The 23,096-nt window shown below is 57.9% G+C and carries 22 protein-coding genes and 1 tRNA gene; 11 read left to right on the forward strand and 12 right to left on the reverse strand.

The window, feature by feature from the left end:
- Window positions 1–88 precede the first annotated feature (88 nt).
- Genes CLV87_RS07300 through CLV87_RS07310 form a run of 3 tightly spaced genes read left to right on the forward strand, consistent with a single transcriptional unit; the run spans window position 89 to window position 1,952 of the window.
- Complete coding sequence (locus CLV87_RS07300; RefSeq protein ID WP_208293328.1) at window positions 89–1,360, forward strand: agmatinase family protein; 1,272 nt, start codon at window positions 89–91, stop codon at window positions 1,358–1,360.
- Window positions 1,360–1,806: a hypothetical protein gene (locus CLV87_RS07305; RefSeq protein ID WP_099242362.1), complete on the forward strand. Its 447-nt coding sequence runs from the start codon at window positions 1,360–1,362 to the stop codon at window positions 1,804–1,806. The genes CLV87_RS07300 and CLV87_RS07305 overlap by 1 nt, the downstream gene beginning before the upstream one ends.
- A complete protein-coding gene (locus CLV87_RS07310; protein WP_099242360.1) occupies window positions 1,803–1,952 on the forward strand; it encodes a peptidase M23 in 150 nt (49 codons plus the stop codon). Before CLV87_RS07305 ends, CLV87_RS07310 begins: the two co-directional genes overlap by 4 nt.
- 118 nt (window positions 1,953–2,070) lie before the next feature.
- Here CLV87_RS07310 and CLV87_RS07315 read toward each other — a convergent pair.
- Window positions 2,071–2,160, reverse strand: a tRNA-Ser gene (locus CLV87_RS07315).
- 218 nt (window positions 2,161–2,378) lie between these two features.
- Here CLV87_RS07315 and CLV87_RS07320 point away from each other — a divergent pair.
- The 3 genes from CLV87_RS07320 to CLV87_RS07330 all read left to right on the forward strand — a co-directional run bounded on the left by CLV87_RS07320 (window position 2,379) and on the right by CLV87_RS07330 (window position 5,959).
- Window positions 2,379–3,701: a UDP-glucose dehydrogenase family protein gene (locus tag CLV87_RS07320; protein WP_099242358.1), complete on the forward strand. Its 1,323-nt coding sequence runs from the start codon at window positions 2,379–2,381 to the stop codon at window positions 3,699–3,701.
- A gap of 131 nt (window positions 3,702–3,832) precedes the next feature.
- Window positions 3,833–4,744 carry a lipid A-modifier LpxR family protein gene (locus CLV87_RS07325; RefSeq protein ID WP_099242356.1) on the forward strand — a complete coding sequence of 304 codons (912 nt, stop codon included), beginning with the start codon at window positions 3,833–3,835 and terminating at the stop codon, window positions 4,742–4,744.
- A gap of 150 nt (window positions 4,745–4,894) precedes the next feature.
- Window positions 4,895–5,959: a Hint domain-containing protein gene (locus CLV87_RS07330; protein WP_099242354.1), complete on the forward strand. Its 1,065-nt coding sequence runs from the start codon at window positions 4,895–4,897 to the stop codon at window positions 5,957–5,959.
- A 36-nt stretch (window positions 5,960–5,995) separates the two neighbouring features.
- Here CLV87_RS07330 and CLV87_RS07335 read toward each other — a convergent pair whose 3' ends face one another.
- Together CLV87_RS07335 and CLV87_RS07340 are read right to left on the reverse strand one after the other, a co-directional pair.
- A complete protein-coding gene (locus tag CLV87_RS07335; RefSeq protein ID WP_099242353.1) occupies window positions 5,996–6,523 on the reverse strand; it encodes a hypothetical protein in 528 nt (175 codons plus the stop codon).
- Complete coding sequence (locus CLV87_RS07340) at window positions 6,520–7,017, reverse strand: SH3 domain-containing protein (protein ID WP_099242351.1); 498 nt, start codon at window positions 7,015–7,017, stop codon at window positions 6,520–6,522. Before CLV87_RS07340 ends, CLV87_RS07335 begins: the two co-directional genes overlap by 4 nt.
- Window positions 7,018–7,123: 106 nt before the next feature.
- Between CLV87_RS07340 and CLV87_RS07345 the strand changes: the two genes are divergently transcribed.
- Window positions 7,124–8,110, forward strand: a complete 987-nt coding sequence (locus CLV87_RS07345; protein WP_099242349.1) for a 2-hydroxyacid dehydrogenase — start codon at window positions 7,124–7,126, stop codon at window positions 8,108–8,110.
- A gap of 60 nt (window positions 8,111–8,170) precedes the next feature.
- Here the strand turns inward: CLV87_RS07345 and CLV87_RS07350 are convergent, their stop codons facing one another.
- On the reverse strand, window positions 8,171–8,926 hold the full coding sequence (locus CLV87_RS07350) for a BKACE family enzyme (protein WP_099242347.1): 756 nt from the start codon (window positions 8,924–8,926) through the stop codon (window positions 8,171–8,173).
- Window positions 8,923–10,245: an aspartate aminotransferase family protein gene (locus CLV87_RS07355; RefSeq protein WP_099242345.1), complete on the reverse strand. Its 1,323-nt coding sequence runs from the start codon at window positions 10,243–10,245 to the stop codon at window positions 8,923–8,925. Before CLV87_RS07355 ends, CLV87_RS07350 begins: the two co-directional genes overlap by 4 nt.
- Window positions 10,246–10,341: 96 nt before the next feature.
- Between CLV87_RS07355 and CLV87_RS07360 the strand changes: the two genes are divergently transcribed.
- Entirely contained in the window at window positions 10,342–11,205 is an 864-nt protein-coding gene (locus CLV87_RS07360) for a MurR/RpiR family transcriptional regulator (protein ID WP_166652689.1), read from the forward strand.
- A 30-nt stretch (window positions 11,206–11,235) separates the two neighbouring features.
- Here CLV87_RS07360 and CLV87_RS07365 read toward each other — a convergent pair whose 3' ends face one another.
- A complete protein-coding gene (locus CLV87_RS07365) occupies window positions 11,236–12,792 on the reverse strand; it encodes a 2-isopropylmalate synthase (RefSeq protein ID WP_099242341.1) in 1,557 nt (518 codons plus the stop codon).
- 15 nt (window positions 12,793–12,807) lie between these two features.
- Window positions 12,808–13,164: a cupin domain-containing protein gene (locus CLV87_RS07370; RefSeq protein WP_099242339.1), complete on the reverse strand. Its 357-nt coding sequence runs from the start codon at window positions 13,162–13,164 to the stop codon at window positions 12,808–12,810.
- 275 nt (window positions 13,165–13,439) lie between these two features.
- On the opposite strand from CLV87_RS07370, the gene CLV87_RS07375 reads away from it, so the two are divergent.
- Both CLV87_RS07375 and CLV87_RS07380 read left to right on the forward strand, forming a co-directional pair.
- A complete protein-coding gene (locus CLV87_RS07375; protein ID WP_099244638.1) occupies window positions 13,440–14,105 on the forward strand; it encodes an SDR family NAD(P)-dependent oxidoreductase in 666 nt (221 codons plus the stop codon).
- Between the two features lie 100 nt (window positions 14,106–14,205).
- The gene (locus tag CLV87_RS07380; RefSeq protein ID WP_166652690.1) at window positions 14,206–17,157 is read left to right on the forward strand and encodes a calcium-binding protein; all 2,952 of its coding nucleotides are present in this window, start codon (window positions 14,206–14,208) and stop codon (window positions 17,155–17,157) included.
- Here CLV87_RS07380 and glcF read toward each other — a convergent pair.
- From glcF to CLV87_RS07405, 5 genes are read right to left on the reverse strand one after another with little or no spacing between them, the layout of a single operon-like run.
- Window positions 17,137–18,432, reverse strand: coding sequence for a glycolate oxidase subunit GlcF (gene glcF, locus CLV87_RS07385; protein ID WP_099242335.1), 1,296 nt, complete (start codon window positions 18,430–18,432; stop codon window positions 17,137–17,139). The two genes, CLV87_RS07380 and glcF, sit on opposite strands and share 21 nt — an antisense overlap.
- Before the next feature lie 12 nt (window positions 18,433–18,444).
- Window positions 18,445–19,611, reverse strand: coding sequence for a hypothetical protein (locus CLV87_RS07390; RefSeq protein ID WP_133840718.1), 1,167 nt, complete (start codon window positions 19,609–19,611; stop codon window positions 18,445–18,447).
- A 3-nt stretch (window positions 19,612–19,614) separates the two neighbouring features.
- Window positions 19,615–19,965 carry a hypothetical protein gene (locus CLV87_RS07395; RefSeq protein WP_099242331.1) on the reverse strand — a complete coding sequence of 117 codons (351 nt, stop codon included), beginning with the start codon at window positions 19,963–19,965 and terminating at the stop codon, window positions 19,615–19,617.
- A complete protein-coding gene (locus CLV87_RS07400) occupies window positions 19,965–21,122 on the reverse strand; it encodes an FAD-binding protein (RefSeq protein ID WP_235871861.1) in 1,158 nt (385 codons plus the stop codon). Before CLV87_RS07400 ends, CLV87_RS07395 begins: the two co-directional genes overlap by 1 nt.
- Window positions 21,119–22,567 carry an FAD-linked oxidase C-terminal domain-containing protein gene (locus tag CLV87_RS07405; protein ID WP_099242327.1) on the reverse strand — a complete coding sequence of 483 codons (1,449 nt, stop codon included), beginning with the start codon at window positions 22,565–22,567 and terminating at the stop codon, window positions 21,119–21,121. The genes CLV87_RS07400 and CLV87_RS07405 overlap by 4 nt, the downstream gene beginning before the upstream one ends.
- A 118-nt stretch (window positions 22,568–22,685) precedes the next feature.
- On the opposite strand from CLV87_RS07405, the gene CLV87_RS07410 reads away from it, so the two are divergent.
- A complete protein-coding gene (locus CLV87_RS07410; RefSeq protein WP_099242325.1) occupies window positions 22,686–23,096 on the forward strand; it encodes a CopD family protein in 411 nt (136 codons plus the stop codon).

A 23,096-nucleotide genomic window follows, 5' to 3' on the forward strand; every position in this document is an offset into this window, starting at 1 on the left:
TCTGCGCCGCCGGGCTCCGCAGAAGAGGATCACCAAAGCTCGGAAGCCCCCGCACAAATTGCGGGACATGTAATTGGGAGAAACCATCGTGTTTACGGAACCAAAGCGGAGACAATCGCATCATCCGATGGATTTGCGTGACCGCGTTGCGCAACGCGAAAAACGCTTTCACCACCCGGACCTGACCAAACTGGCCGGATGGAAAGCCATGCAGAAAGAGGCAGACCTGCCCGAAGGCCGCGCCGATGAAGAACGCCGCTGGGCGCTGCGCATGGGCCTGACCGGCGCGGACAGCATCGAGGATAAGTCCATCCCGACTTTTGCGCGCGGAGAACTGCCGCATTTCGCCGGGATCAATACCTTTCTGAAGGCCCCCTATGCCGAGGACGTGCTAGAGGTCGCCAATTACGACGCCACTGTGCTGGGCATCCCCTTTGACGGCGGCACAACCTATCGCCCTGGCACGCGCTTTGGCCCGCAAGGCGTGCGCAAGATCTCGGCGCTTTATACGCCGTATAACTACGAGATTGGCGTCGATCTGCGCGAACAGATGACCATGTGCGATGCGGGGGATGTGTTCACCATCCCCGCCAATATCGAAAAGAGCTTTGACCAGATCAGCCGCGCAGTCAGCCATGTGTTCAGCTCTGGTTCTCTGCCGATTATGATTGGAGGCGACCATTCCATCGGCTTCCCCTGCGTGCGCGGCATTGCCGAATGCACTTCGAAAAAGATCGGCATCGTGCATTTCGACCGCCATGCCGACATTCAGGAAAAAGACCTGGATGAGCGGATGCACACCACGCCCTGGTTTCATTCGACCAACCTGCCCAATGTGCCTGCAAAGAACCTCGTGCAGATCGGCATTGGCGGCTGGCAGGTCCCACGCGAGGCGGTCAAGGTTGCCCGCGAACGCGAGACCAACATCATCACCATGGGCGACATGGAAAAGATAGGCGTCGACAAAACCATCGAAATGGCGCTTGAGATGGCCTGGGACGGCGTCGACATGGTCTATATGTCCTTTGACATCGACAGCATCGATTGCGGTTTTGTGCCCGGCACCGGCTGGCCGGAACCCGGTGGTTTCCTCCCGCGCGAGGCTTTGGCACTGGCTTCGGGCATTGCTGCCGAAGGCATCTGTGGCATGGAACTGGTCGAGGTCTCGCCGCCCTATGACACCTCGGACATCACCGCCCTGATGGGCACCCGTGTGATTGTAGATGTGCTGGGGGCGCTGGTGTCGAATGGCAAAATGGGTGCGCATAAGAAGTTCATCGACAAGCCAGTAACCACCCCACATGGCGAGTTTAAAGGCAATCGCTGGTCAAATGACGGCCCGCATAAGGTGGGTGTCTGATGCCACACGATCACCCACATCCCCACCACCACGATCACCCGCACGGGCATGGCCACAATCATGCCCATGGCGATCACCTGCACAGCCATATGCATCACGAGGACGAAGCCGCAGACCTGCAGGTCCTCGCCACGCAGTTCATTGACGGGTTTCTGCAAGCTTCCGACAAAACCAGCTATCTGAAACTGGCTGGCGTTCCGTTCGAGCGCCCCTCCAAAGACGGGGCCAAGGCGCTCAAACTGATCGATGTTGAGCTGAAAACCGACTGGCAGGTTGGCACCGCCTCCCCCTCTTTCGGATCCCGAGAGCTGAGCTATCTGCCCTTTCCCGGTCAGATGGTTCAGGAACGCACCAATATGTCGCTGATCTATGTGTCGATGGATGAGAAATCCACGCTCGACATCCGCGACTTTCTCTATCAACGCAAACAGGAAATCGAAGAATGAAATCTGCCCTCTTGGCCAGCGTTGCCGCCGCACTCGCAACCCCCGCTCTGGCGCATTCAGACGGAAGCATGCACACACATGGGGTTGAATTGTTCCTTGGCCTCGCAGCAATCGGCCTGTTTGCCGCCTGGATCACCCGTTCATAAACAAAAACATCTGTTGAGGCTCAATATCGCCGCCTCACCCCCCCCAGGAGCCGGTGCACCCGGCAGGCCATGCGGCCACCGCTAGCAAAACGTCTGTGCCGGCTTGTTGATGAAATGATGGCGGAGACGAAGGGATTCGAACCCTCGAGACGGTTTCCCGCCTACTCCCTTAGCAGGGGAGCGCCTTCGACCACTCGGCCACGTCTCCGTCGACCCGTATAGCCGCGGCAGTGAGGGGAGTTCAAGCGCAAATCTGCCTCTTGGGGAACGGGCGTGAAATCGCTGCAATTTATGGCAAATTGGCGACTCATAGGCGGTATCACCCGGTAGCAACCGGGGCTGCCCCTTGGAAAACGGCTCGAACCGTTGACAATCCCTGCCGATCCACCCCAATTAGCCCCAAACTTTCTTTTGAGGACATCAACGATGAAAATCGCGATGATTGGCACGGGCTATGTTGGCCTTGTTTCAGGTGTTTGCTTTTCCGATTTTGGGCATGAAGTCGTTTGTGTCGACAAAGACCCCAAGAAGATTGAGATGCTCGAGCGCGGCGAGGTTCCGATTTACGAACCCGGGCTCGACACATTGATGGCCAAGAATGTCGAGGCAGGCCGCCTGTCCTTTACTCTGGATCTGCACGAGGCGATTGACGGGGCGCAAGCGGTGTTTATCGCCGTGGGCACACCAACCCGTCGCGGCGATGGCCATGCGGACCTGACCTATGTCATGGCTGCGGCCGAAGAGATCGCTAAAGCGGCCAGCGATTATGTGGTTGTCGTGACCAAATCCACCGTGCCCGTGGGCACCAACCGCCAGGTCAAACAAACCATTTCCAAGGCAAACCCGGATCTGGAATTTGACGTTGCCTCCAACCCGGAATTCCTGCGCGAAGGCGCGGCGATTGACGATTTCATGAAGCCCGACCGCGTGGTTGTGGGCGTCCAGAATGATCGCGCCGCCGAGGTCATGGCAGAAATCTATCGCCCGCTCTATTTGCGTGAATTCCCGATCGTCACCACAGATCTGGAAAGCGCCGAGATGATCAAATACGCGGCCAACGCGTTTTTGGCGACCAAGATCACATTCATCAACGAAATTGCCGCCCTGTGCGAAAAGGTCGGGGCAGATGTGAAATCGGTCTCCAAGGGCATGGGCATGGATGGCCGTATCGGCAATAAATTCCTGCATGCTGGCCCCGGTTATGGCGGCAGCTGTTTCCCCAAAGATACCAAAGCCTTGGCGCGGATCGGCCAGGAATATGCCAGCCCGATGCAGATCACCGAGGCCGTGATCAAGGTCAATGAAGAGGTCAAGCGCCGCATGATCGACAAGCTGCTTGATCTTTGCGGCGGGTCCTTTAACGGCAAAACCGTTGCGGTTCTGGGCGTAACCTTTAAGCCCAACACCGATGACATGCGCGATGCTCCATCCTTGACCATCGTTCCGGCGCTGGTTGGCGGTGGCGCAAAAGTCCGCGCGGTTGATCCGCAAGGTCAACACGAGGGTGAAGCGCTGCTGCCGGGCGTCAACTGGGTTGACGACCCATATAAAGCCTCGCAAAACGCCGATCTCTTGGTCATCCTGACCGAATGGAACGAATTCCGCGCCTTGGATCTGAGCAAGATCGCCGGCAAAATGGCGACCGCGCATATGGCCGACCTGCGCAATGTCTATTCCCCCAAAGATGCCAAGCGCGCAGGCTTTGCCGCCTATGAAAGCATCGGTCGCGAAGGTTTCACCGCCGAGTGATCCGAACCTATCCGCGAAACTGAGGGCGCGGCGCCACAGGTCAGAGCGAAACGTCTCTCTGACCTGTGCGAAAACATGTTGCCATGTTAGAGCTTTCTTGCCCGGGGGGGCACGACAGTTTCGAGGATTAGATGATCCGTCTGATGAGCATGGCCGTTCTCGCCATGTGTTTCTGTGCCTCCATTGCCTCGGCTCAAGGCCGAGAAGTGCTGGGCCATGGCCGTCTTGTGAACAATGACTTGCTCGGGGATCTTGGAGATCGCTGGCAATCGGGCTCTGTTGCCTCCAGCCGCGTTGTCGGGCGGGGATGGGATGGCTTTCTGCCGGATCGCCCCTTTGATCTTTTGGAATACCGTTTGGGGGGGCAGGTGATCACCCCTGCGGATTTGCGCCGCCCTGATCCTGATGACCGCCCCTTTGCCGGTGCCTTGTCGCTTGGCCTGCACACACATTTCAGCCGTGGCGCGACCGAGTTTTCCCTGGGCGGAGACCTTGTCTTTACTGGCCCACAAACCGGGCTGGGCGACATGCACACCGCCATTCATGATGCGTTGCGCCAAAACCCGGTGCGCCCGTCGGTTCTGGATGATCAGATCGAAAACGGCATTCACCCCACCTTTGTTGGCGAGGCTGGTCGGCAATTCGCGCTTGGCTCTGGCGTTGTCCGCCCCTTTACCGAATTGCGCTGGGGGGCTGAGAGCCTCGCACGCGTTGGGGCGGATTTCAGCTTTGGCCCCGTTGGACAGGGCGAATTACTGGTCCGCGACCCGGTCACCGGCCAGCGTTATCGCAGCGTCTATGAATATGTGTCCGGCATGACCTACGTCTTTGGCGGCGATTTTGCCTGGGTTGAAAGCAGCGTTTTTCTGCCCGAAGACCGCGGTTACGAGGTTGAAGAAACGCGCAGCCGCCTGCGTGCCGGGGTGCATTGGCAGGGCGAGCTGAATTCCACCTTTTTTGGTGTGACCTATCTGACAGAGGAGTTTGAGGGACAGGATCAGGGGCAGGCTGTCGGCTCTGTCAGAATAAAGTTACAATTCTGACGCTAAAGAGAATCAGCACCTGTTGCTATTTTGCCACACATCTATTGGTTGATAAAATTCGCAACAAACAAGCGCATTCAATGGGTTCCCAGCTCAGCACGCATTCGTTAACCTATCGTTAATAAAATAAAACGAGGCAGGCAGACAGGTATGGGAACGGGCTATCGCGGCACGTTCGTCATCTCTTGGTCGCAGACGGAAATAGACGGTCTTCAGGCCGCACCTCCGTCATCACTCACTGTTGGGGCAGCATGGTCCTGGCAGGGTGACGCTGTTCGGGTTGATGGTCCTACATCAATCCTGCGGCTAGATCAGGCAGACGGCGAAGCCGATATTCGCAGACGCGCAGCGCGTATGGTGAGACGTCTTGTTGGCGCCGCCGTCACGCATCAAACACGCCTTGATCAGGTCGAAGTCGACCACCCGCTCAGCGACAGCAGCTTTGTCGTGACGGATGGCAGCCAAAGCTACACGGTGACCCTGATAGATGTCGGAGAAGGGTCGCGCCCCTTGCTGATGTTCCTTGATGAACTGCCGCCAAAGGGCCGCGAGCTTTGGATTGTTCACCACAATATCGAAAGCACGGGCGGCAAGACACCGGGCGAGCAGGCCAGCGGTGTCATCTGTTTCACCCCCGGCACCCGGATCATGACTCCGCGCGGCAATGTCCGTATCGAAGACCTGCGCGAAGGCGACATGGTCCAGACCAAGGATAGCGGAGCGCAACAGATTCAGTGGATTGGCAGCCGTCGTATGACCGGCGCGCGCCTTTTTGCCATGCCAAAACTGCGCCCGGTGCGCATCCGCCCCGGTGCCTTTGGCATTGGCGAACCGGATGAAGAGATCATCGTTTCGCCCGAGCATCGGATGCTGGTCAAAGGTGTGGTCGCCCGCGCCTTGTTCAACACGCCAGAGGTCCTGGTGGCCGCCCGCGATCTGGTGAATGGCGACAGCGTTGTGCGCGACACCCAGCTTAAGGAAGTGACCTATATCCACATGCTGCTGCCGCGCCACGAGGTGTTGTTCGCCAACGGCGTGGAAACCGAAAGCTTCCACCCCGCCAATACCGCCTTGTCGACAATCGGCGAAGGCGACCGTGCGCGCCTGCTGAACCAACTGCCACAAGTCTCGGAAAACCCGCATGTCTACGGGTCCTACGCGCGGCGCAATCTGTCGAGTTCTGAGGCTGCAATCTTGTTGCATGAGGTGGCGTAGATACCTGAACCTTGTCTGACTGCCACCTTTTGGCAGTCAGTTTTTGATGGGACTAGGGCCTGTGGACGGGTGTTTGATCGCCAGCGCACTTTGCCTGTTTCCATCACCAAAATCATACCTGTAGGCAGTAACGCCCCAACGTTTTGGATCAAAGACAGGGTATTCAGCCCACAACACATAGCTGTCCCAATTTACCCCGTGATCAAGATCGGCGGTCAGCCGCGGAAACCTTTTTTCAACAATAGCAGAAATCCGAGCCTCAACCGTTTCCCAATCCTTATCGGTCAGGAATTCAAGTATGTCGGACACTCGGCAGTGTTCAGGAGTGATCTGCACCACAAGTTTACCCGCAGAATCTGCCCAAGTCCCCTCCGGGTAAGATAGTGATATCAGAGCATCGTCGGCTTCCGCCCGCTCACCTTCCACTTCAGAGAGACAATACGTTTCGAACAGCTCCACCGCACGTTCGCCGCGATCAACCGCCTGAAACAGTTCAACAGTCCAATACCCGGCAACGAACCCGAACAACGCAAAGACCAAGATGCCAATCTGTCTTTTGGTCATTCCCTGATCTCATCCGGCCCAACACCCCAAAGTGCGGTTTTGGGTGCCCAGCCGCTATAACCGCCTGCGCTCAGCTTGCACCAGGCCGGGCCGCATTCGCCCAGACGCGCAATCACACCCAGTTCAAGCTGCGCTTTTACCGGGCTGCCGGGATCGGCGCGTTGATGCAGTTGCAAGAAGTCTTTTTCCACGATCACAGTCCGCACCCCGGATAAGAGCGAATAATGCACCCAACCGCCCGCGCCATCGCGATCACGAACCCGGCGCCAATGACCGTGTTCGGCGGTAATCTCTAGCGGCATGTCGCGGCGTTTATACACCCAGTCGATGCGATGGGTCAGCGACGGCCCCCGGCGCACATTGCCCTCATTGGCTTTCATCGACACGAAACGCGGCAAAGGCAGGTTCGTCACCGGCCCCCTGCTTTGCTCAGCTGCGACAAGATTGCCAAATAGAATGAAAACAAGGCTATAGGCCCAGCTCTTCACAAACATTTTCTATTCCCGCTCGAGTTTATTGCGGCGAGGTTCTTGTGCCTCGTCCGATCCACGTGCAGTTTAGCGAAACAAGGGGCAATCAGGGAAGTTAGGGAGAGCCGCCATGTCATCAAAACGTCTGAGTGTTGTTGTGACGCGACGCTTGCCAGAAGTGGTCGAGACGCGACTGAAAGAGTTGTTTGACGTGACTTTGCGCGACAGCGACACCCCCATGACCCGGGAAGAGCTGGTTGCCGCCGTGCAAGAGGCCGATGTGCTGGTGCCCACGGTGACGGATACGATTGATGCGGGCCTCATTGGGCAGGCAGGGCCTCAGTTAAAACTGATTGCCAATTTCGGGGCTGGTTTTGACCATATCGACGTGGCGACCGCTCGCAGCCGAGGCATCCTCGTTTCAAACACACCCGGCGTCGTGACCGAAGACACAGCCGACATGGTTCTGGCCCTGATGCTGGGCGTCACGCGCCGCATCCAAGAGGGTCTGGCCGTTATGCAGGCTGGAGAGTGGCAAGGCTGGGCTCCGACGGCCTTCCTTGGTGGGCGTCTTGGCGGGCGTCGCCTAGGGATCCTGGGTATGGGCCGGATTGGTCAAGCCGTGGCGCGCCGCGCGGCCGCCTTTGGCATGCAGATCCACTATCACAACCGCCATCGCCTCCGCCCTGAAACCGAAGACGCGTTGCAAGCAACCTATTGGGACAGTCTGGACCAGATGGTGGCCCGTATGGATGTGCTGAGCGTCAATTGCCCCTCAACCCCCAGCACCTATCACCTGTTGAACGCCCGCCGGCTCAAACTGCTGAAACCCAGCGCGGTGATCGTGAACACGTCGCGCGGTGAGGTCATCGACGAAAACGCCCTGACGCGCATGCTCAAGGCCGGTGATATTGCAGGAGCTGGTTTGGACGTTTATGAGCACGGGATCAAAGGCAACCCCGAGCTGCGCAACATGCCCAATGTGGTGATGCTGCCCCATATGGGGTCCGCCACCGAGGAGGGCCGGGTTGAGATGGGTGAAAAGGTCATCATCAACGTCAAAACCTTTGCCGATGGGCACCGCCCACCGGATCAAGTCATTCCCGCAATGCTCTGAAATCAAGCCCAGGGCAATCTGTACAAAACTGGATGGTTTTCGGACAGATTGCCCGTGGCTCTATACCAATAGGCGCACAAGTTCGGCGACGCGCTGATCGTTGCTCTGCGCAATGGCACCGCTCGACATATGGCGGGAATTCTCAAACCCGATGCGACATTTCCCACCTTTTGCGGCCGCATAAACCAAGCAGTCCGTTTCCTTGGGACCAAAGGCACAGACGGCCCAATCAGGGCCAAGCTTGTTCGTTTCCATCCAAGCCAAAAACGGGTCCAACATATCAAGGTGTGACGCCTGACCTTCGCTATAGCGCCCAAGGACATAGATCAGTTGCAGGTTCGGGTCGTTAAACCGGTCAGCCGGTAGAACACCCCGCAAAAGGTCAGCATCTTTAACATCATACAGAATATGCTGAATGGTAATATCCCAGGCATGGCAGGCCTCATAAAACGACCGCGCGGCATCGGGCTCACCCATGATTTCACGCACAGAAACAGAGACATGCCGGGCCGCAGAGTTAAGCGCGACCTGACGTTGATGCGCCGGCTGATACTTGCCCGCCGCTTCGGTTGTGATCTGAATCAGCAAACCGGGGCATTCCTGATGCAGCCGCGCCAGGGCATTCTGATAGGCCCTCGCATCCAACAGATGGCCGCCATCTTCGTCTCGCAAATGCAAATGCAACGCCCCTGCCCCGGCCTTTTGACAGGCCTTTGCACAGGCAACAATCTCATCCAGGCTGATTGGCACAGCTGGATGATCGCTCTTTTGCAGGCGCGCGCCGTTAGGGGCGACCATGATTTTTGGTAATCTCATCCAAGCACATCTTTCAGGCTAAGGGACAGCTTGCCAACCAGCTCATCAATCTGTGAGTCACTGATGATAAAGGGCGGTGCCAGAAGGACGTGATCGCCTTGCTTGCCGTCGATGGTGCCGCTGCCGGGGTAACAGATTAACCCATTGGCCTGCGCCACCTTTTTCAACTTGCCCGCGATGCCCATCGCCGGGTCAAACGGTGTTTTGCTTGCCCGATCTTTCACCAGTTCCAACCCTCGGAACATACCGCGCCCGCGGATATCTCCGATATGGGGATGCTGCCCAAACTCGGCATGCAAAGCCTGATCCAGCTTTTCGCCCATCTCGGCGGAGCGTTTGACAAGCCCGCCTTCGGTCAGCTTTTGCACCACCACATCCGCCGCCGCTGCGGCAATAGGGTGGCCCAGATAGGTGTGCCCGTGCTGAAAGAACCCGCTGCCCTGTTCAATCGCCTCGTAAATTCGGCCAGAGCACAACATAGCCCCAATTGGCTGATACCCGGCCCCCAACCCTTTGGCAATGCAGACAATATCCGGAGCGATGCCGTCCTGCTCACAGGCAAACAAGCTGCCGGTGCGTCCCATGCCGCACATAACCTCGTCCAGGATCAGCAAGATCCCGTATTGATCGCAGATCTCTCGGATGCGTTTGAAATAGCCCGGCGCGGCGGGTACTGCCCCGGCGGTGGCACCAACAACTGGCTCAGCAATAAAGGCGATCACGGTTTCCGGGCCCACCTCCAGTAGCTTTGTTTCCAGCTCATTCGCAGCCCGTAGACCGTAATCCTCCAGGCTCTCCCCCTCGGCTCGGTTGCGATATTCATAGCAGGGTGAAATATGGTGGCCTTCGACCATGACCGGGGCAAAAGGTTCGCGCCGCCACATGTTGCCACCGGTGGCCAGCGCCCCCAGCGTATTGCCATGATAGCTCTGCCGTCGGGCAATGAATTTGTTTCGTTTTGGCTGGTCTGTTTCAAGCATGAATTGCCGCGCCAGTTTCAACGCTGATTCGACCGCTTCAGACCCGCCAGAAACCAGATAGACCCGTTCGATCCCCTCAGGAGCATTAGATATCAAACGGTTAGCCAAACGTTCAGCAGGTTCGGACGTGAAAAAGCCGGTATGGGCAAAGGCCAGCGTCTCGGCCTGTTTCTTGATGGCTTCGATCACGTCTTGATCGGAATGCCCCAAGCAGGAAACCGCCGCACCGCCAGAGGCATCAAGGTAATTTTTCCCTTCGGAATCAATCAAATAAACCCCGTCCCCTCGGACGGCAGTAGGGGGTTGCGACTTGGTGTGTCTGGGAAAGATATGGCTCATTGCGCCCTCCGGTTCTTACACCAAAGATGAAACACAAGGCCTCAAGTTTGACAACGATTGAAACAAATGAAACATACAAGGGGCAGGAGACGCGCTATGTCAGAGAGTTTTGAAAAACGATTGGCCGAGACCTATGGCCAGCTGTCAACGCGGTTGCAGACCGCAGCTGATTACGTGGCCAAAAACCCTGTCGACATCGCCACCCGTTCCTTGCGATCAGTTGAGGAAGATACCGGCCTGGCCCCGGCGACCTTTACCCGACTGGCGCGGGCCATGGGGTATGCCAGTTTTGCTGAGCTCAGAACCGATCTGCGCGGCAAAATCGCCCAAGATGTCAATAACTTCGCCGCCCGCGCCGAACGGTTGCAAGCTGAGCATGGCAAGGGGCAGCAAAGCTTTTTCTCTGCCCATCTGTCCGCCTGTATCGCCAATATCGACCAAATGGCTGCGCAACTGGATCAAGAGGCCTTGGCCGAGGCGGTCGACACATTGTACCGCGCCAAACAGGTCGTTGTTTTGGGGGCGTTGGGGTCGACCGGATTGGCTGAATACCTGTCTTATATGGCCGAGTATTGCGTTGGAAATTGGCGTTTGGCCAACCGGATGGGATCATCCATCGGGGCAACTGTCAGCCAGTTGGGAAAAGGCGATGCAATGATCGTGATCACCAAGCCGCCCTTTTCGGACACGGTGTTAAAGGCCGCGCAATTGGCGCACGAACACGGGGCCTATGTAATTGTGCTAACCGACACCTATGCTTGCCCGGCGCTGCGATACTGCTCGGCCAGCTTTCTTGTGCCGACCGAAAGCCCGCATTTCTATTCATCTTACGTCGCCAGCATGGCCCTAGCCGAAACGATGATCGGCATGTTGGTGAGCCGGTCCGGACCAGAGGCCAAGGCGCGGATCGCCCGGATCGAAAACATCAACCTGCAGCTGGGCATCGTATCAGAAGGATAAAAGCCGGGCGCGAGGCCCGGCTTTCGTTTCTTATACGTCTTTGTAGCTGATTTCCTTGGCATCCGCCCCTGGCCCAACCTTGGAACGGCGCACCAGCAACCGGTTCAGCGCCTGGATATAGGCCTTGGCCGAGGCGACAACCGTGTCGGTATCCGCCGACTGGCCAGTGGCAACGATGCCGTCCTCCTCAAGACGGACAGAGACGGTTGCCTGTGCATCCGTTCCTTCGGTCACGGCGTTGACCTGATACAACTGCAGACGCGCGGTGTTGGGGTGCAGTTTGCGCACGGCTTTGAACGTCGCATCCACAGGGCCATCCCCCTTGCAGACCGCCGTCACATCCTGCCCGTCAATTTCCAGCTCAAGCTCGGCTTCGGCTTGACCACCGGTGCCGCAAACCACCTTGAGGTTCACCAGATTGATCTGATTGCCATCATCGTCGGCCGTGGAGACCAGCGCGAGGATATCATCGTCGAACACCTCTTTCTTGCGATCCGCCAATTCTTTGAAACGCACAAAGATATCCTTGAGCTGGTTGTCCCCAACCTCGATCCCAAGATCATTGAGCTTGGCGCGCAAGGCAGCGCGGCCCGAATGTTTGCCCAGCGGCAGTGACGTGCCAGCGATGCCCACATCCTCGGGGCGCATGATCTCGAACGTCTCGGCATTCTTGAGCATGCCGTCCTGGTGGATACCGCTTTCATGCGCAAAGGCGTTTTTGCCGACAATGGCCTTGTTGAACTGCACGGCAAAGCCCGACACGGTCGCGACGCGGCGCGAGATATGCATGATCTTTTTGGTGTCGATGCCAGTATCAAACGGCATGATATCGCCCCGCACTTTCATGGCCATCACGACCTCTTCCAGTGCGGTATTGCCGGCGCGTTCACCAAGGCCGTTGATGGTACATTCGATCTGACGCGCGCCGCCCTCAACCGCGGCCAAGGCGTTGGCGGTCGCCATGCCAAGGTCGTTGTGGCAATGGGTGGCAAAGATCACCTCATCCGCCCCCGGAACGGTTTCGATCAGACGCTTGATCAAATCGGCGCTTTCACGTGGGGCGGTATAGCCGACGGTATCCGGGATGTTGATCGTGCTGGCACCGGCCTTGATGGCGATTTCAACCACGCGGCACAGGTAATCCCATTCGGTGCGGGTGGCATCCATGGGCGACCACTGCACATTATCCACAAGGTTGCGGGCATGGGTCACGGTCTCATGGATGCGTTCGGCCATCTCATCCTGGGTGAGGTTCGGAATGGCGCGATGCAGCGGGGATGTCCCGATAAAGGTATGAATACGTGGTTTCGCCGCCTTTTTCACCGCCTCGGCGCAGCGATCGATATCAGGCAATTGCGCGCGGGCCAGACCACAAATCACCGAATTCTTTGAGCGCTCGGCGATCTCGGACACGGCGCGGAAATCGCCCTCGGAGGCAATCGGAAAACCCGCTTCGATGATGTCCACACCCATATCATCAAGCAGCTCGGCAATCTCGAGCTTTTCGTCATGGGTCATGGTGGCACCGGGGCTTTGTTCGCCGTCACGGAGCGTGGTATCAAAAATGAGTACTCGATCTTTGGTCATCGTCTTGGTCCTGAATCAGATATGCGGTTTGGGGGCAGGCGCGCGGTCGCTATCCCCGGAATTTGGTTCGCCTTTGGGTTCAATCAAAAGCACTTTGACTTCGCTTTCGGCCCGGGGGCGATGCACCACCCCGGCGGGCACAACCACCAGCTCGCCCGCGCCAAAAGTCACGGGATCATGGTCTTCGTAATCCATGGTCACTTCGCCTTCGAGCACCAGAAAGAAGTCATCGGTCGTGTCATGTTTGTGAAACGGGTACTCGCCCTTGAATTTCACCACCATAACGTCGTTGTCATTATAGCTGGCGACCACATGCGGGTCCCAATGGCTGTCAAACATGGCCAGCTTTTCAGCAAGGTTCACTTTGTTCATCAGATTGTCCTAACGGATTTGCCTAACAGAGTTGCGGGGTAACGGCGCGAACACATCTCCTCTGAGCACGCGCGCCGAACCGGCCGCGCTCAGAGGCGCGTTAGGAGTAGGTCAAAGCCACGGGCAAACGGCGCCGGAAGACGCGCGATGCTGGTTATGTGAGTCTGCTTTGACATGGGCGCGACTATAGCCAGCCCAACGTGAATGAAAAGCAGGTTTTTGCAGAAATTTTGTCGGGCGCGGCAAATGAACTAGGTCAGAGGAAAGGAGGCCAAATGAAACACGCATTGATCATTGGTGCTAGCGGCGGGGTCGGTGGCGCAATTGTCGGGCAGTTGCAGGCAGGGCACTGGCAGGTTTCCCGCCTGTCACGCAGCGGCGACGGGTTGGATCTGACCGATGAGATCAGCGTACAAGACCACATGGACCGCATATCTGGCCCTTATGACCTAATCCTGATCGCGACGGGGGCGCTTGAGATCAATGGGGCCAGACCCGAAAAGTCGCTGTCTCAGATATCTGCGCAGGCGATGATGGATCAATTTGCGCTGAATACCGTTGGTCCTGCTTTGGTATTGCGCCATGCTAAACGGTTGCTGCCCAAGGAGCGCCCCTCGATCATTGCCGCCCTATCCGCGCGTGTGGGCTCAATCGGTGACAATCATCTTGGCGGCTGGACCGGCTATCGCGCTTCAAAGGCCGCGTTGAACCAAGTGATCCGCTGCGCCGCGATTGAGCTGGCACGGACCCACAAACAGGCTGCCTGCGTCGCCCTGCACCCCGGAACCGTCGCCACCAAGTTTACCGAACGCTATCAGACGCGGCATCCAACCGTGACGCCCGCACAAGCCGCGCAAAACCTGCTGCGCGTGATCACTAAACTGACGCCGGAACAATCCGGGCGGTTCTTTGATTGGGCGGGCAAGGAAATCCCCTGGTGATTTCGCGCGAAACAGCAAATTTTGCGTTTCGCCTGTTTGAGTGGCGGGCCGCTTGCGCCATAATACCGGCAAAACGCAAAGCAGTGTAACAGGTGATCGGATGAACTTGCGAATTTGGGCAATGGCCGCTGTGGCGGTTCTGTTTGGCAGCATCGCCCATGGTCAGGGGCGCGACGAGGTGCGCAGCTATTTCTTTGGCAATTCCCTTGTCCATCACCTGAGCGAAGAGGACGATTTTACCAACGTTCCCCATTGGTTGAACGAGATGGCGCAGAGCGCGGGCAAGAGCTTTGCCGTGGATGGGCAATGGGGCTTTATGCGCAACTTTGCAGAATCGCTGCCCCCCAGCCCGAATTGGGGCTTTGACGGCGTGCGCAGCGCCAAGACGTCGCGCCGGGCTGATTTTGCGCAGATCGGCTATGACTCGGTCATCATCACGCCCGCCAATTTCATCCAGTATCAAAAGCCGGATGTCCCCTATGACGGGGACAATCCGACAAATGAAAGCCCGCTAGGTGCGATGCTGACGGTGTTTGATTGGGTGGCTGAACAAAGTCCGAAATCGCGGATGTTTGTCTATGAGGGCTGGGCCGAGATGGGTGGTATCACCGGAGGGTTTCCGCCCAGCAAACGCGGGCTGCGCCGCTATCATCGCTTTAACACCTCGGATTACCACGACTGGTATGAGGGGCTGATCTCGACCCTAGCCAATACGCGCCCCAACCACGACGTGCAGTTGATCCCAGTTGCCACTGTCTTGTCGCAATTGTTGGGGGAAGACGGCCTGCTTGAGGGGTTGCCAGCCGAGGCGTTCTACACCGACGACGCGCCACATGGCACGCCCTCGCTTTACTTCCTGGCGGCGATGGTGACCTATGCCGCGCTGTACAATGAACAGCCGCCAGAGGGATACCGCCCGCCCACAACTTTGCATCCTGATATCGTTGACAAATATGCTGAGATCGCCGGGTTTATCTGGTCACAAATGCCGCAGAAACAGGCCCTGGATCGCGCGTTAGAGGTTGCGCCGACCGCCGTCGCAGAGCAGACCGAAGCCGCCCCTGACCTGCCCGAGCGTTTGCCCGTCGCCCTGCCCCCCTCTGGCCTGCGCCCCGAAGGCGTGCCGGTTTTGGGGATGGGTTTGAACGGGATATCAGATTGGTCAACGCAACACCCGTTTCTCAACCACGCCAAAACCGCCCGTGGCTGGGTCGGACATAAAGAGGGGCAATGGGGTGCCGTCAGCACAGAAGAGCTGCGCGCGGGTGGCTATCTGGATGAAAACGGCTGGCCGGTCAGGGTTCCCGCAGGTGTTCTGGCTTTGGAAAGCGTCATGTTCACCGACCAACCCGAGGCGGCCAAACATCTCGCCGGTAGTTACGTGCTGACCTATCAGGGTAAAGGCGACCTCAAGCTGACCGGTCGTGCCCGGCGCGCGCGCTATTCCGAAGGGCGGGTCGAGTTCACCTATTCCCCCGGCGAAGGTCTGGTTGGGATGCAACTGACCGAAATCGATGCCAGCGACCCGATCCGAGATATTCAGGTTATCCATGCCGATCATCTGGAAATGTACGAGGCCGGCGCCATCTTTAACCCCGCTTGGATCGCCAAAGTCGAAGACGCGCGTTCGGTCCGGTTTATGGATTGGATGATGACCAATGGCTCGCCGGTGATCAGCTGGGAAGACCGCCCAAGGATGAGCGATGCCAGCTGGACGCAATGGGGCGTTCCGATTGAGGTGATGATCCGCCTGGCCAATCAGATCGGCGCGGATCCGTGGTTTACCCTGCCGCATATGGCTGATGACGCCTATATCCGCGCTTTTGCGGAACAGGTGAAGGCCGGGCTTGATCCCCGGCTAAAGGCGCATGTGGAATTTTCCAATGAGGTCTGGAACCAGATCTTTCCCCAGGCGCGTTGGGCGCGGGACAATGCCACCGAGCTTTGGGGCGAAAGCGATACGGGCTGGATGCAGTTTTATGGCATGCGCGCAGCGCAGGTGATGGATATCTGGAGCGGAGTTTTTGGCGACGAAGCGGAGGCGCGACTGGTGCGTGTGGTATCGACCCATACCGGCTGGCCCGGTTTGGAAGAGGATATCTTGCGCGCACCTTTGGCCTTTCTCCAGCTGGGCAAATTTCCACAGGACAGTTTCGATGCCTACGCAGTGACCGGCTATTTTGGCTACGAGCTGGGCACGGATGAATGGGCCGGGCGTATGACGCAATGGCTGAATCAATCCGAAGAGATCGCCGCTAAGGCGGGTGAAGCACAAGGTCTGCGCCGCGTCGCCTTGCGTGAATTTGTCAAGAAAACCCGCTTCGAAGCCGCCATCGCTCCGGTCACCCTGGCCCTGCAAGAAGGGTCATTGCGCGAGTTGACCGAAGAGATATTTCCCTATCAGGCGGGCGTGGCGCGCAAGGCGCGGCTGCGTTTGATCATGTATGAGGGCGGCACCCATGTCACCGGCCATGGTCCACAGGTCAATGATGAGCGCCTGACCGACTTTCTGACCGAATTCAACTATTCGCCCGAAATGGCCAAGCTCTATGAATTGCTACTGGCGGGCTGGGTGCAGGCCGGAGGGACCATGTTCAACGCCTTTGTTGACGTGGCCCCGGCGACGAAATGGGGCAGCTGGGGCGCGCTGCGTCACTTGGATGATCAAAACCCGCGTTGGGACATGCTGATGGCCTTTAACGCCGCCAGTCCAGGCGAATGGGAACAGCGCGATCCAAAGGCTTTTAACAACGGGATCACCCGGATTGCAGGCAGCGGAAATCAGAGGCTTCAGGGCACGGCCTATCCTGATCTGTTGATCGCGGGGGCGGGCAATGACACACTGGTTAGCAGCGGTGGCGATGATATCATGCATGGCGGCGCGGGGCGCGACCGCGCCCTTTTGCCCGGCGCGCCCGAGGATTACAGCTTTGAGACGCGAGACGGCAGATTGATCGCAGCTGGCCCACAGGGGACCATTCGCATGGCCGGGATCGAAGAGCTTATCTTTGAAGGGGCCGCCGGGCGTAGCTTACAAACCGCTGGCCTGTAGTTTCGGAGGTTTCGGCCCGCCCGTGGCCCAATCCAGCAATTCAACCGTGTGAACAATCGGCACATCCGTGCCCGACCCGATCTGCATCATACAGCCAATATTGCCCGCCGCGATGACATCGGGGCTTTTGGCCTCAAGCGTTTTGACCTTGCGGGTTTTCAACTGCCCCGAAATCTCGGGTTGCATCAGGTTGTAAGTACCCGCTGACCCGCAACAAAGATGGCTGTCGGCCGGCTCCACAACCTCAAACCCGACGCGTTTCAACAGCGTCTTGGGGTGGGTTTTGATCTGCTGCCCATGTTGCAGCGAACAGGCCGCGTGATAGGCGATGCGCAGCGGTTGCGCCGTGTTTTCCGGCAGCTCCAACTGCATCAGCACCTCGCTGATATCCATGGCGATATCTGACACCGCCTTGGCCTGATCGGCCAGGGCATCATTGCGGAACATGTGACCGTAATCCTTGACGGTGGTTCCGCAGCCGCTGGTATTGATGACAATCGCGTCCAACCCGCCATTGGCCATTTCGGCCTGCCAGGCGCGGATATTGGCAGCGGCGCTGGCATGGCTTTGATCCTCTTTGCCCATGTGATGGGTCAGCGCCCCGCAGCAGCCTGCGCCTTTGGCAACAACCACCTCGCAACCCAGCCGGGTCAGCAACCGGATGGTGGCGTCGTTGATATCGGTGTTCAGCGCTTTTTGCGCGCAGCCGGTCATCAGGGCGACACGTTTCTTGCGTTCAGCTTTTGGAGCAAAGCTTTGCGGATCATCATTACGACTGACCGGAGGGATGGTTTTGGGGGCCATATCCAGCATCGCCCTCAGACGCGCATCCGGCATCAGAAAGGCAAAGGGCCGCCCGATCTTGGCCCCAAGCAAGGCCAGACGAAACCGGGTGGGATAGGGCAGGATCTGCGCCAATATCCAACGCAAAGCCCGATCCGAAAGCGGCCGTTTATAGGTCTTTTCGATATAGGCGCGGGCATGGTCGACCAAATGCATGTAATGCACCCCCGAAGGGCAGGTCGTCATGCAGGCCAGACAGCTGAGGCAACGGTCAATATGCTGAACGGTTTTCTCATCCGGCACACGCTCATTCTCGAGCATATCCTTGATCAGATAGATCCGCCCACGCGGGCTGTCCAACTCATCCCCCAAGACCTGATAGGTCGGGCAGGTCGCCGTGCAGAACCCGCAATGCACACAGCTGCGCAAAATTTCGTTTGCGCGTTTGGTTCCGGGATCTTCCAACTGGTCCGGGGTGAAGAGCGTTTGCATGGTCGTCAGTCCTCAATTCGGTCGTTGGGTCGAGAGCGGGTTAAGCGGAACGTCAAGCTTTTCCAGCCCCGCATCGAGAAAGCGCAGTCGCGCGATATTCATCATGCCGGCCTGAACCAGGTGGCGGTTGAGTATCTCGATCCCCGAGGCAATATCGCCCAGTGCAAAATCGAAATAACAATAGCGCGCTCCAAAACCGCTCATGACGCGCCCGCCTGCTTCGGCCTCGGACAGGCTGTCATGCATGTCGATGGCCAGATCCATACAGGCGGCCTGCCAATCTTCATGTGGCTCATCCTCGCCATCCAATCGCAGCGTGCAGAACCATTCGCCAAAGCGCGACAGGGCCGGAGAAGAAAACGGGCCAGCATCCAGAACGGTTTCAGAAAAGCGACGATCAAAAGTCGTGATCGTCTCGAGATCGGCGCGCGGATGATCATCTGGCAAAGCCTCGAGATCCAAGGAACTGATCCTGTCGTGATCCTGATCAATCTTAAAGGCGGGCTTGCCCGGGGCTTGATCACGCGCCTCATGCATCGTGCTGTGCCAGGCGCTGTGAAAATCTTGCAGGTCCAGCGCGGGCTTTTTGCCAAAGCCAAAAATCGGCTTTTTCTGCGTCTCGGCCTCGATCCAGCCAAGGTAAAACCGTTCGGCCCATTCGCCAAACATCATCGCGGTCAAAGCTTCGGCCTGGCCGACCAGCTGGTTCTTGTCGCCATAGCCGGTGACCGTCAAACCGATGCGACCAGTGCGGGTGACTTCGCATTGGATCTCGCTCAGGCTCAGCTGTTCGCCAAACCGTGCGGCGTAGTGATCAGGGATCAGGCTGATGTCAGCGGCCTGCGGTCGCGCATCCAGAAAGCTCCAACCGGGGAGTGTAGGGGCCAAGTGTTGCACAGCACGGGCCAGGACATTTTGCGCCGCGTCCCATTCCGAGGTGATCGCCAGCTCGTGACCTGCCTCTCCGGGGCCAAATTCCCACATCAGATCGGGGTGGATTGTCTGGATAGGTTCCATGATCTCGCTCACCCGCCCCGGTGCGCCCTGCCCTTTAAAGCACGCATCCAGTTCATCAGCCTTGCTAACAAAATGCGTCCAGAATTGCCGAATGGCGCGCCGTTGTGACGACGGGATTTGATCAGCGAAATAGTCATAGGGAGTCATTGGCTTGCTTGGCATGTATTATCCGGAAATGATTTGCGCAGTTGCCAAACCAAACCACGGCAGCGTAGTCGCCAAAAGGGTTACCAAAGTGACCCAGCGCCGCAGTCGCGGGTTTTCAATGCGCTTGCGCAAAGCAAGCCCAACCATGCTGACCGCCAGAACCCAAGCCAGCCACATCGCCGCCAGAGACGCGTAGGGCGACATCTGGCTTTGCGACGTCAGCCAATTGGCCACAAAAGTCGCGCCAACGACGCCCACAGCAAGCAAGGCAATCACCCATACTCGCGGCGGCATGCGCAACAGCAGCGCGGCCAGAACTGGCCCCACGACAAAGGTCATCCCAAATGCAATCAGAACATTGCTTTCCATCAGCCCATGATCCCCGGGTTCAAAATACCTTTGGGATCAAATTTGGCGCGCAAGGCTTGCGATAATGTTGCCAAGGCAGGTGGCTGCGGGTGAAATTGAGGGAGGTTTGCCGAAGCAGCCTCGCCCTTGACCAAAGTCGCGTGCCCGTCAAAGCCGCCAAGCGCGGTGCGGAGGTCACGGCCAGCGGGCATTCGCAACCAAGCCAATCCACCGCCCCAATCGAGCAAGCTTTGCTGCGCGCCGGACTTTTCAATCAGGTCTGGTGCATCCGAGGGTTTGCAAGAAACCCGCCAGACATCGCCCGATTGATCTTGGAGCAGTACAACATCGCGAACCCATTGCCAGCCTTTGCTTACCTTTGCAGGATCTGTTTCAATGGACACATCATAGGTGCCAAACAGCTCGGCTAGTTTACTGGCCCGGTAGCTGACCGAGCCCTCAAACCCTTCGATCCGCAGCATGGTCACCGGATGACCGTCAACACCTGCTGGCGCATGGGCTGCACCGGTCAACTCGTAGGGCGAACCGAGCGCCTGTGACATGACCTGAACCGCCTCAAGGATCGACAACCCATTGATCAACACACAAGCCTGCGTTTCCGGGATGGGCTGGGTCTTCAGGCTGACTTCGCTCAGCACCCCCAAACTGCCCCAACTGCCTGACAACAGTTTCACAAGGTCATAGCCGGTCACATTCTTCATCACGCGCCCGCCATTTTTGAGAACAGTGCCTTTGCCATCCACAAAACGGACGCCCAGCGTAAAGTCGCGCGCGGCCCCAGCCTGAATGCGGCGCGGCCCGCTGGCATTGGTCGCAATCACCCCGCCAATCGTCGATTGGCCTTCGACACCCACAAGACCACGTATATCTGCGGGTTCAAAGGCCAGACGCTGGCCTTCTGCCGACAGTGCCTCCTGGATGTCACTCAGTTTGGTCCCTGCTTGGGCGACCAAGGTCAGCGCGCCGGGCTCATAGAGCGAGATACCTGCCAGACCGCCTGTGTTCAGCACCGTATCGGCAGCGACCGAGGCAAAGGATCGCGTACCGCCGCCTTGAATGTGCAGCGCGGAGGTCGCCGAGCCGATGACCTCGGCCAGTTCAGCTTCGGAGGACGGGGAAAGAGCGGTCACGGCGGGCATCTGGGATACAACAGTCATTCTGCGGCCATTTGCTGGCTGCGTCGGGTTTCAGATGTGGCCAGCGGAAACACCTTGGCCGGGTTCAGCAACCATTTGGGATCAAACACGTCTTTAACGGCCATTTGTATCTCAAGATCCTCAGTGGTGAATTGATCGGTCATGAGGTCGCGCTTTTCAATTCCGACCCCATGTTCGCCGGTCAGACACCCGCCGACCTCAACGCAAAGACGCAGCACCTCGGCCCCCATTTCCTCGCACAGTTCCAGATCACCGGGCTTGTTGGCGTCAAACATGATCAGCGGGTGCATATTGCCATCACCAGCGTGAAACACATTGCCCACCCGCAGCCCGTATTTGTTGGACAGCTCGGTGATACCGGTCAGAACGCGCGGCAGTTCCGACACTGGGATCGTCCCGTCGAGACACATGTAATCGGCAACCTGCCCCACCGCGCCAAAGGCCGATTTACGCCCCAGCCAAATGCGCTGGGCATCTTCGCTGCTTTGCGCTTCGCGTAGCTCAACAGGATTATGCTGCCGGGCGATGGACAGGATCTTGTCCAACTGCTCCTCAATCTCGGCATCCGATCCTTCGACCTCGATGATCAGCAGCGCCTCGCACTCCGGATAGCCCGCGCCCGAGAAGTTTTCAGCGATTTCCAGAATGGGGCGATCCATGAACTCGATGGCCACGGGCAGGACACCAGCCTTGATAATGTCGCTGACACAGGCCCCGGCGACCTCGTTGCTGTCAAACCCCATCAAAACCGGGCGCGCATCTTCTGGTTTGCGCAGGATGCGCAAGGTGGCCTCGGTCACCACGCCGAGCTGCCCCTCGGAGCCACAAATCACCCCCAATAGATCCAGCCCCGCCGGGTCAAGATGCGCGCCTCCAAGCTCGACAATCGTGCCATCCATCAGCACCAGTGTCACACCGAGCAGATTGTTGGTTGTCACCCCGTACTTCAGGCAATGCGCCCCGCCGGAATTCATCGCGATATTGCCGGCAATGGCGCAGGCCAATTGCGATGATGGATCGGGGGCGTAAAAAAAGTCATTCTCTTCCACAGCACCGGTCACAGACAGGTTTGTGCGCCCGGTCTGAACGCGGATAAAACGGTTGTCGTAATCGGTTTCGAGCACATCGTTCATCCGGGCGACGCCCAGGATCACGCTATCTGCCGTCGGCAAAGCGCCCCCCGCCAGTGAGGTGCCAGAGCCACGCGGCACGACAGGCACGCCCTCCTCATGGCAGATTTTCAAAACCGCGCTGACCTCTTTGGTGGAAGATGGCAAGACCGCCGCCAAAGGTGGGCAACAATAAGCGGTCAAGGCATCACATTCATATGCCCGCGTTTCGGATTCATCGGAAATCACCGCCCCCTGCGCCAAAACCGCCTGTAAACGCGACACAATTCGTGCTTTTCGTGCCAGAATGCTGGCATCAGGGTCAGGCATTTGCATGGGATGCTCCTTTGAATTGGTAAAATAATATAACCAAAATTTCGAAATTGCGAGAGGAAACTTTGGGCAAAGCAAATGGCTCCTTGAATTTGGCGGCGGTTACGGGTCATTTGCAGGCATGGAATGGGTTAAAATCATACATTTGCTATGCGTGATGGGGTGGATGACCTCGATCTTTGCAGTGCCGCGCGCCCTGATCTATTGGAAGCGTGAATGGGAAAAGATCGGTGAATTCGGCCCGCTGGGCGATCTGACGATTCGCCTCTATCGCTTTTCTGCCGGTCTGGGTGTGTTCGCCTTGGCAACGGGCCTGTGGATGGCTTTTGACATTGGCTGGCCCGCCTGGGTTCACCTGAAACTGACACTCGTTGTTGCGCTGGCCGGGCATTACGTCTGGACGGGTGTTCTGGTGATGCGCGCGCGCAAAGGGGTGTTTCGCGAATCTGATCTTTTCCTGCGGATCTTCAATGAAATCAGTGTTGTCGCGGCCATTGCCATTCTATGGGCCGTGGTGGCCAAGCCGTTTTAA

Source organism: Pelagimonas phthalicica (assembly GCF_004364805.1).
Lineage (GTDB): Bacteria > Pseudomonadota > Alphaproteobacteria > Rhodobacterales > Rhodobacteraceae > Pelagimonas > Pelagimonas phthalicica.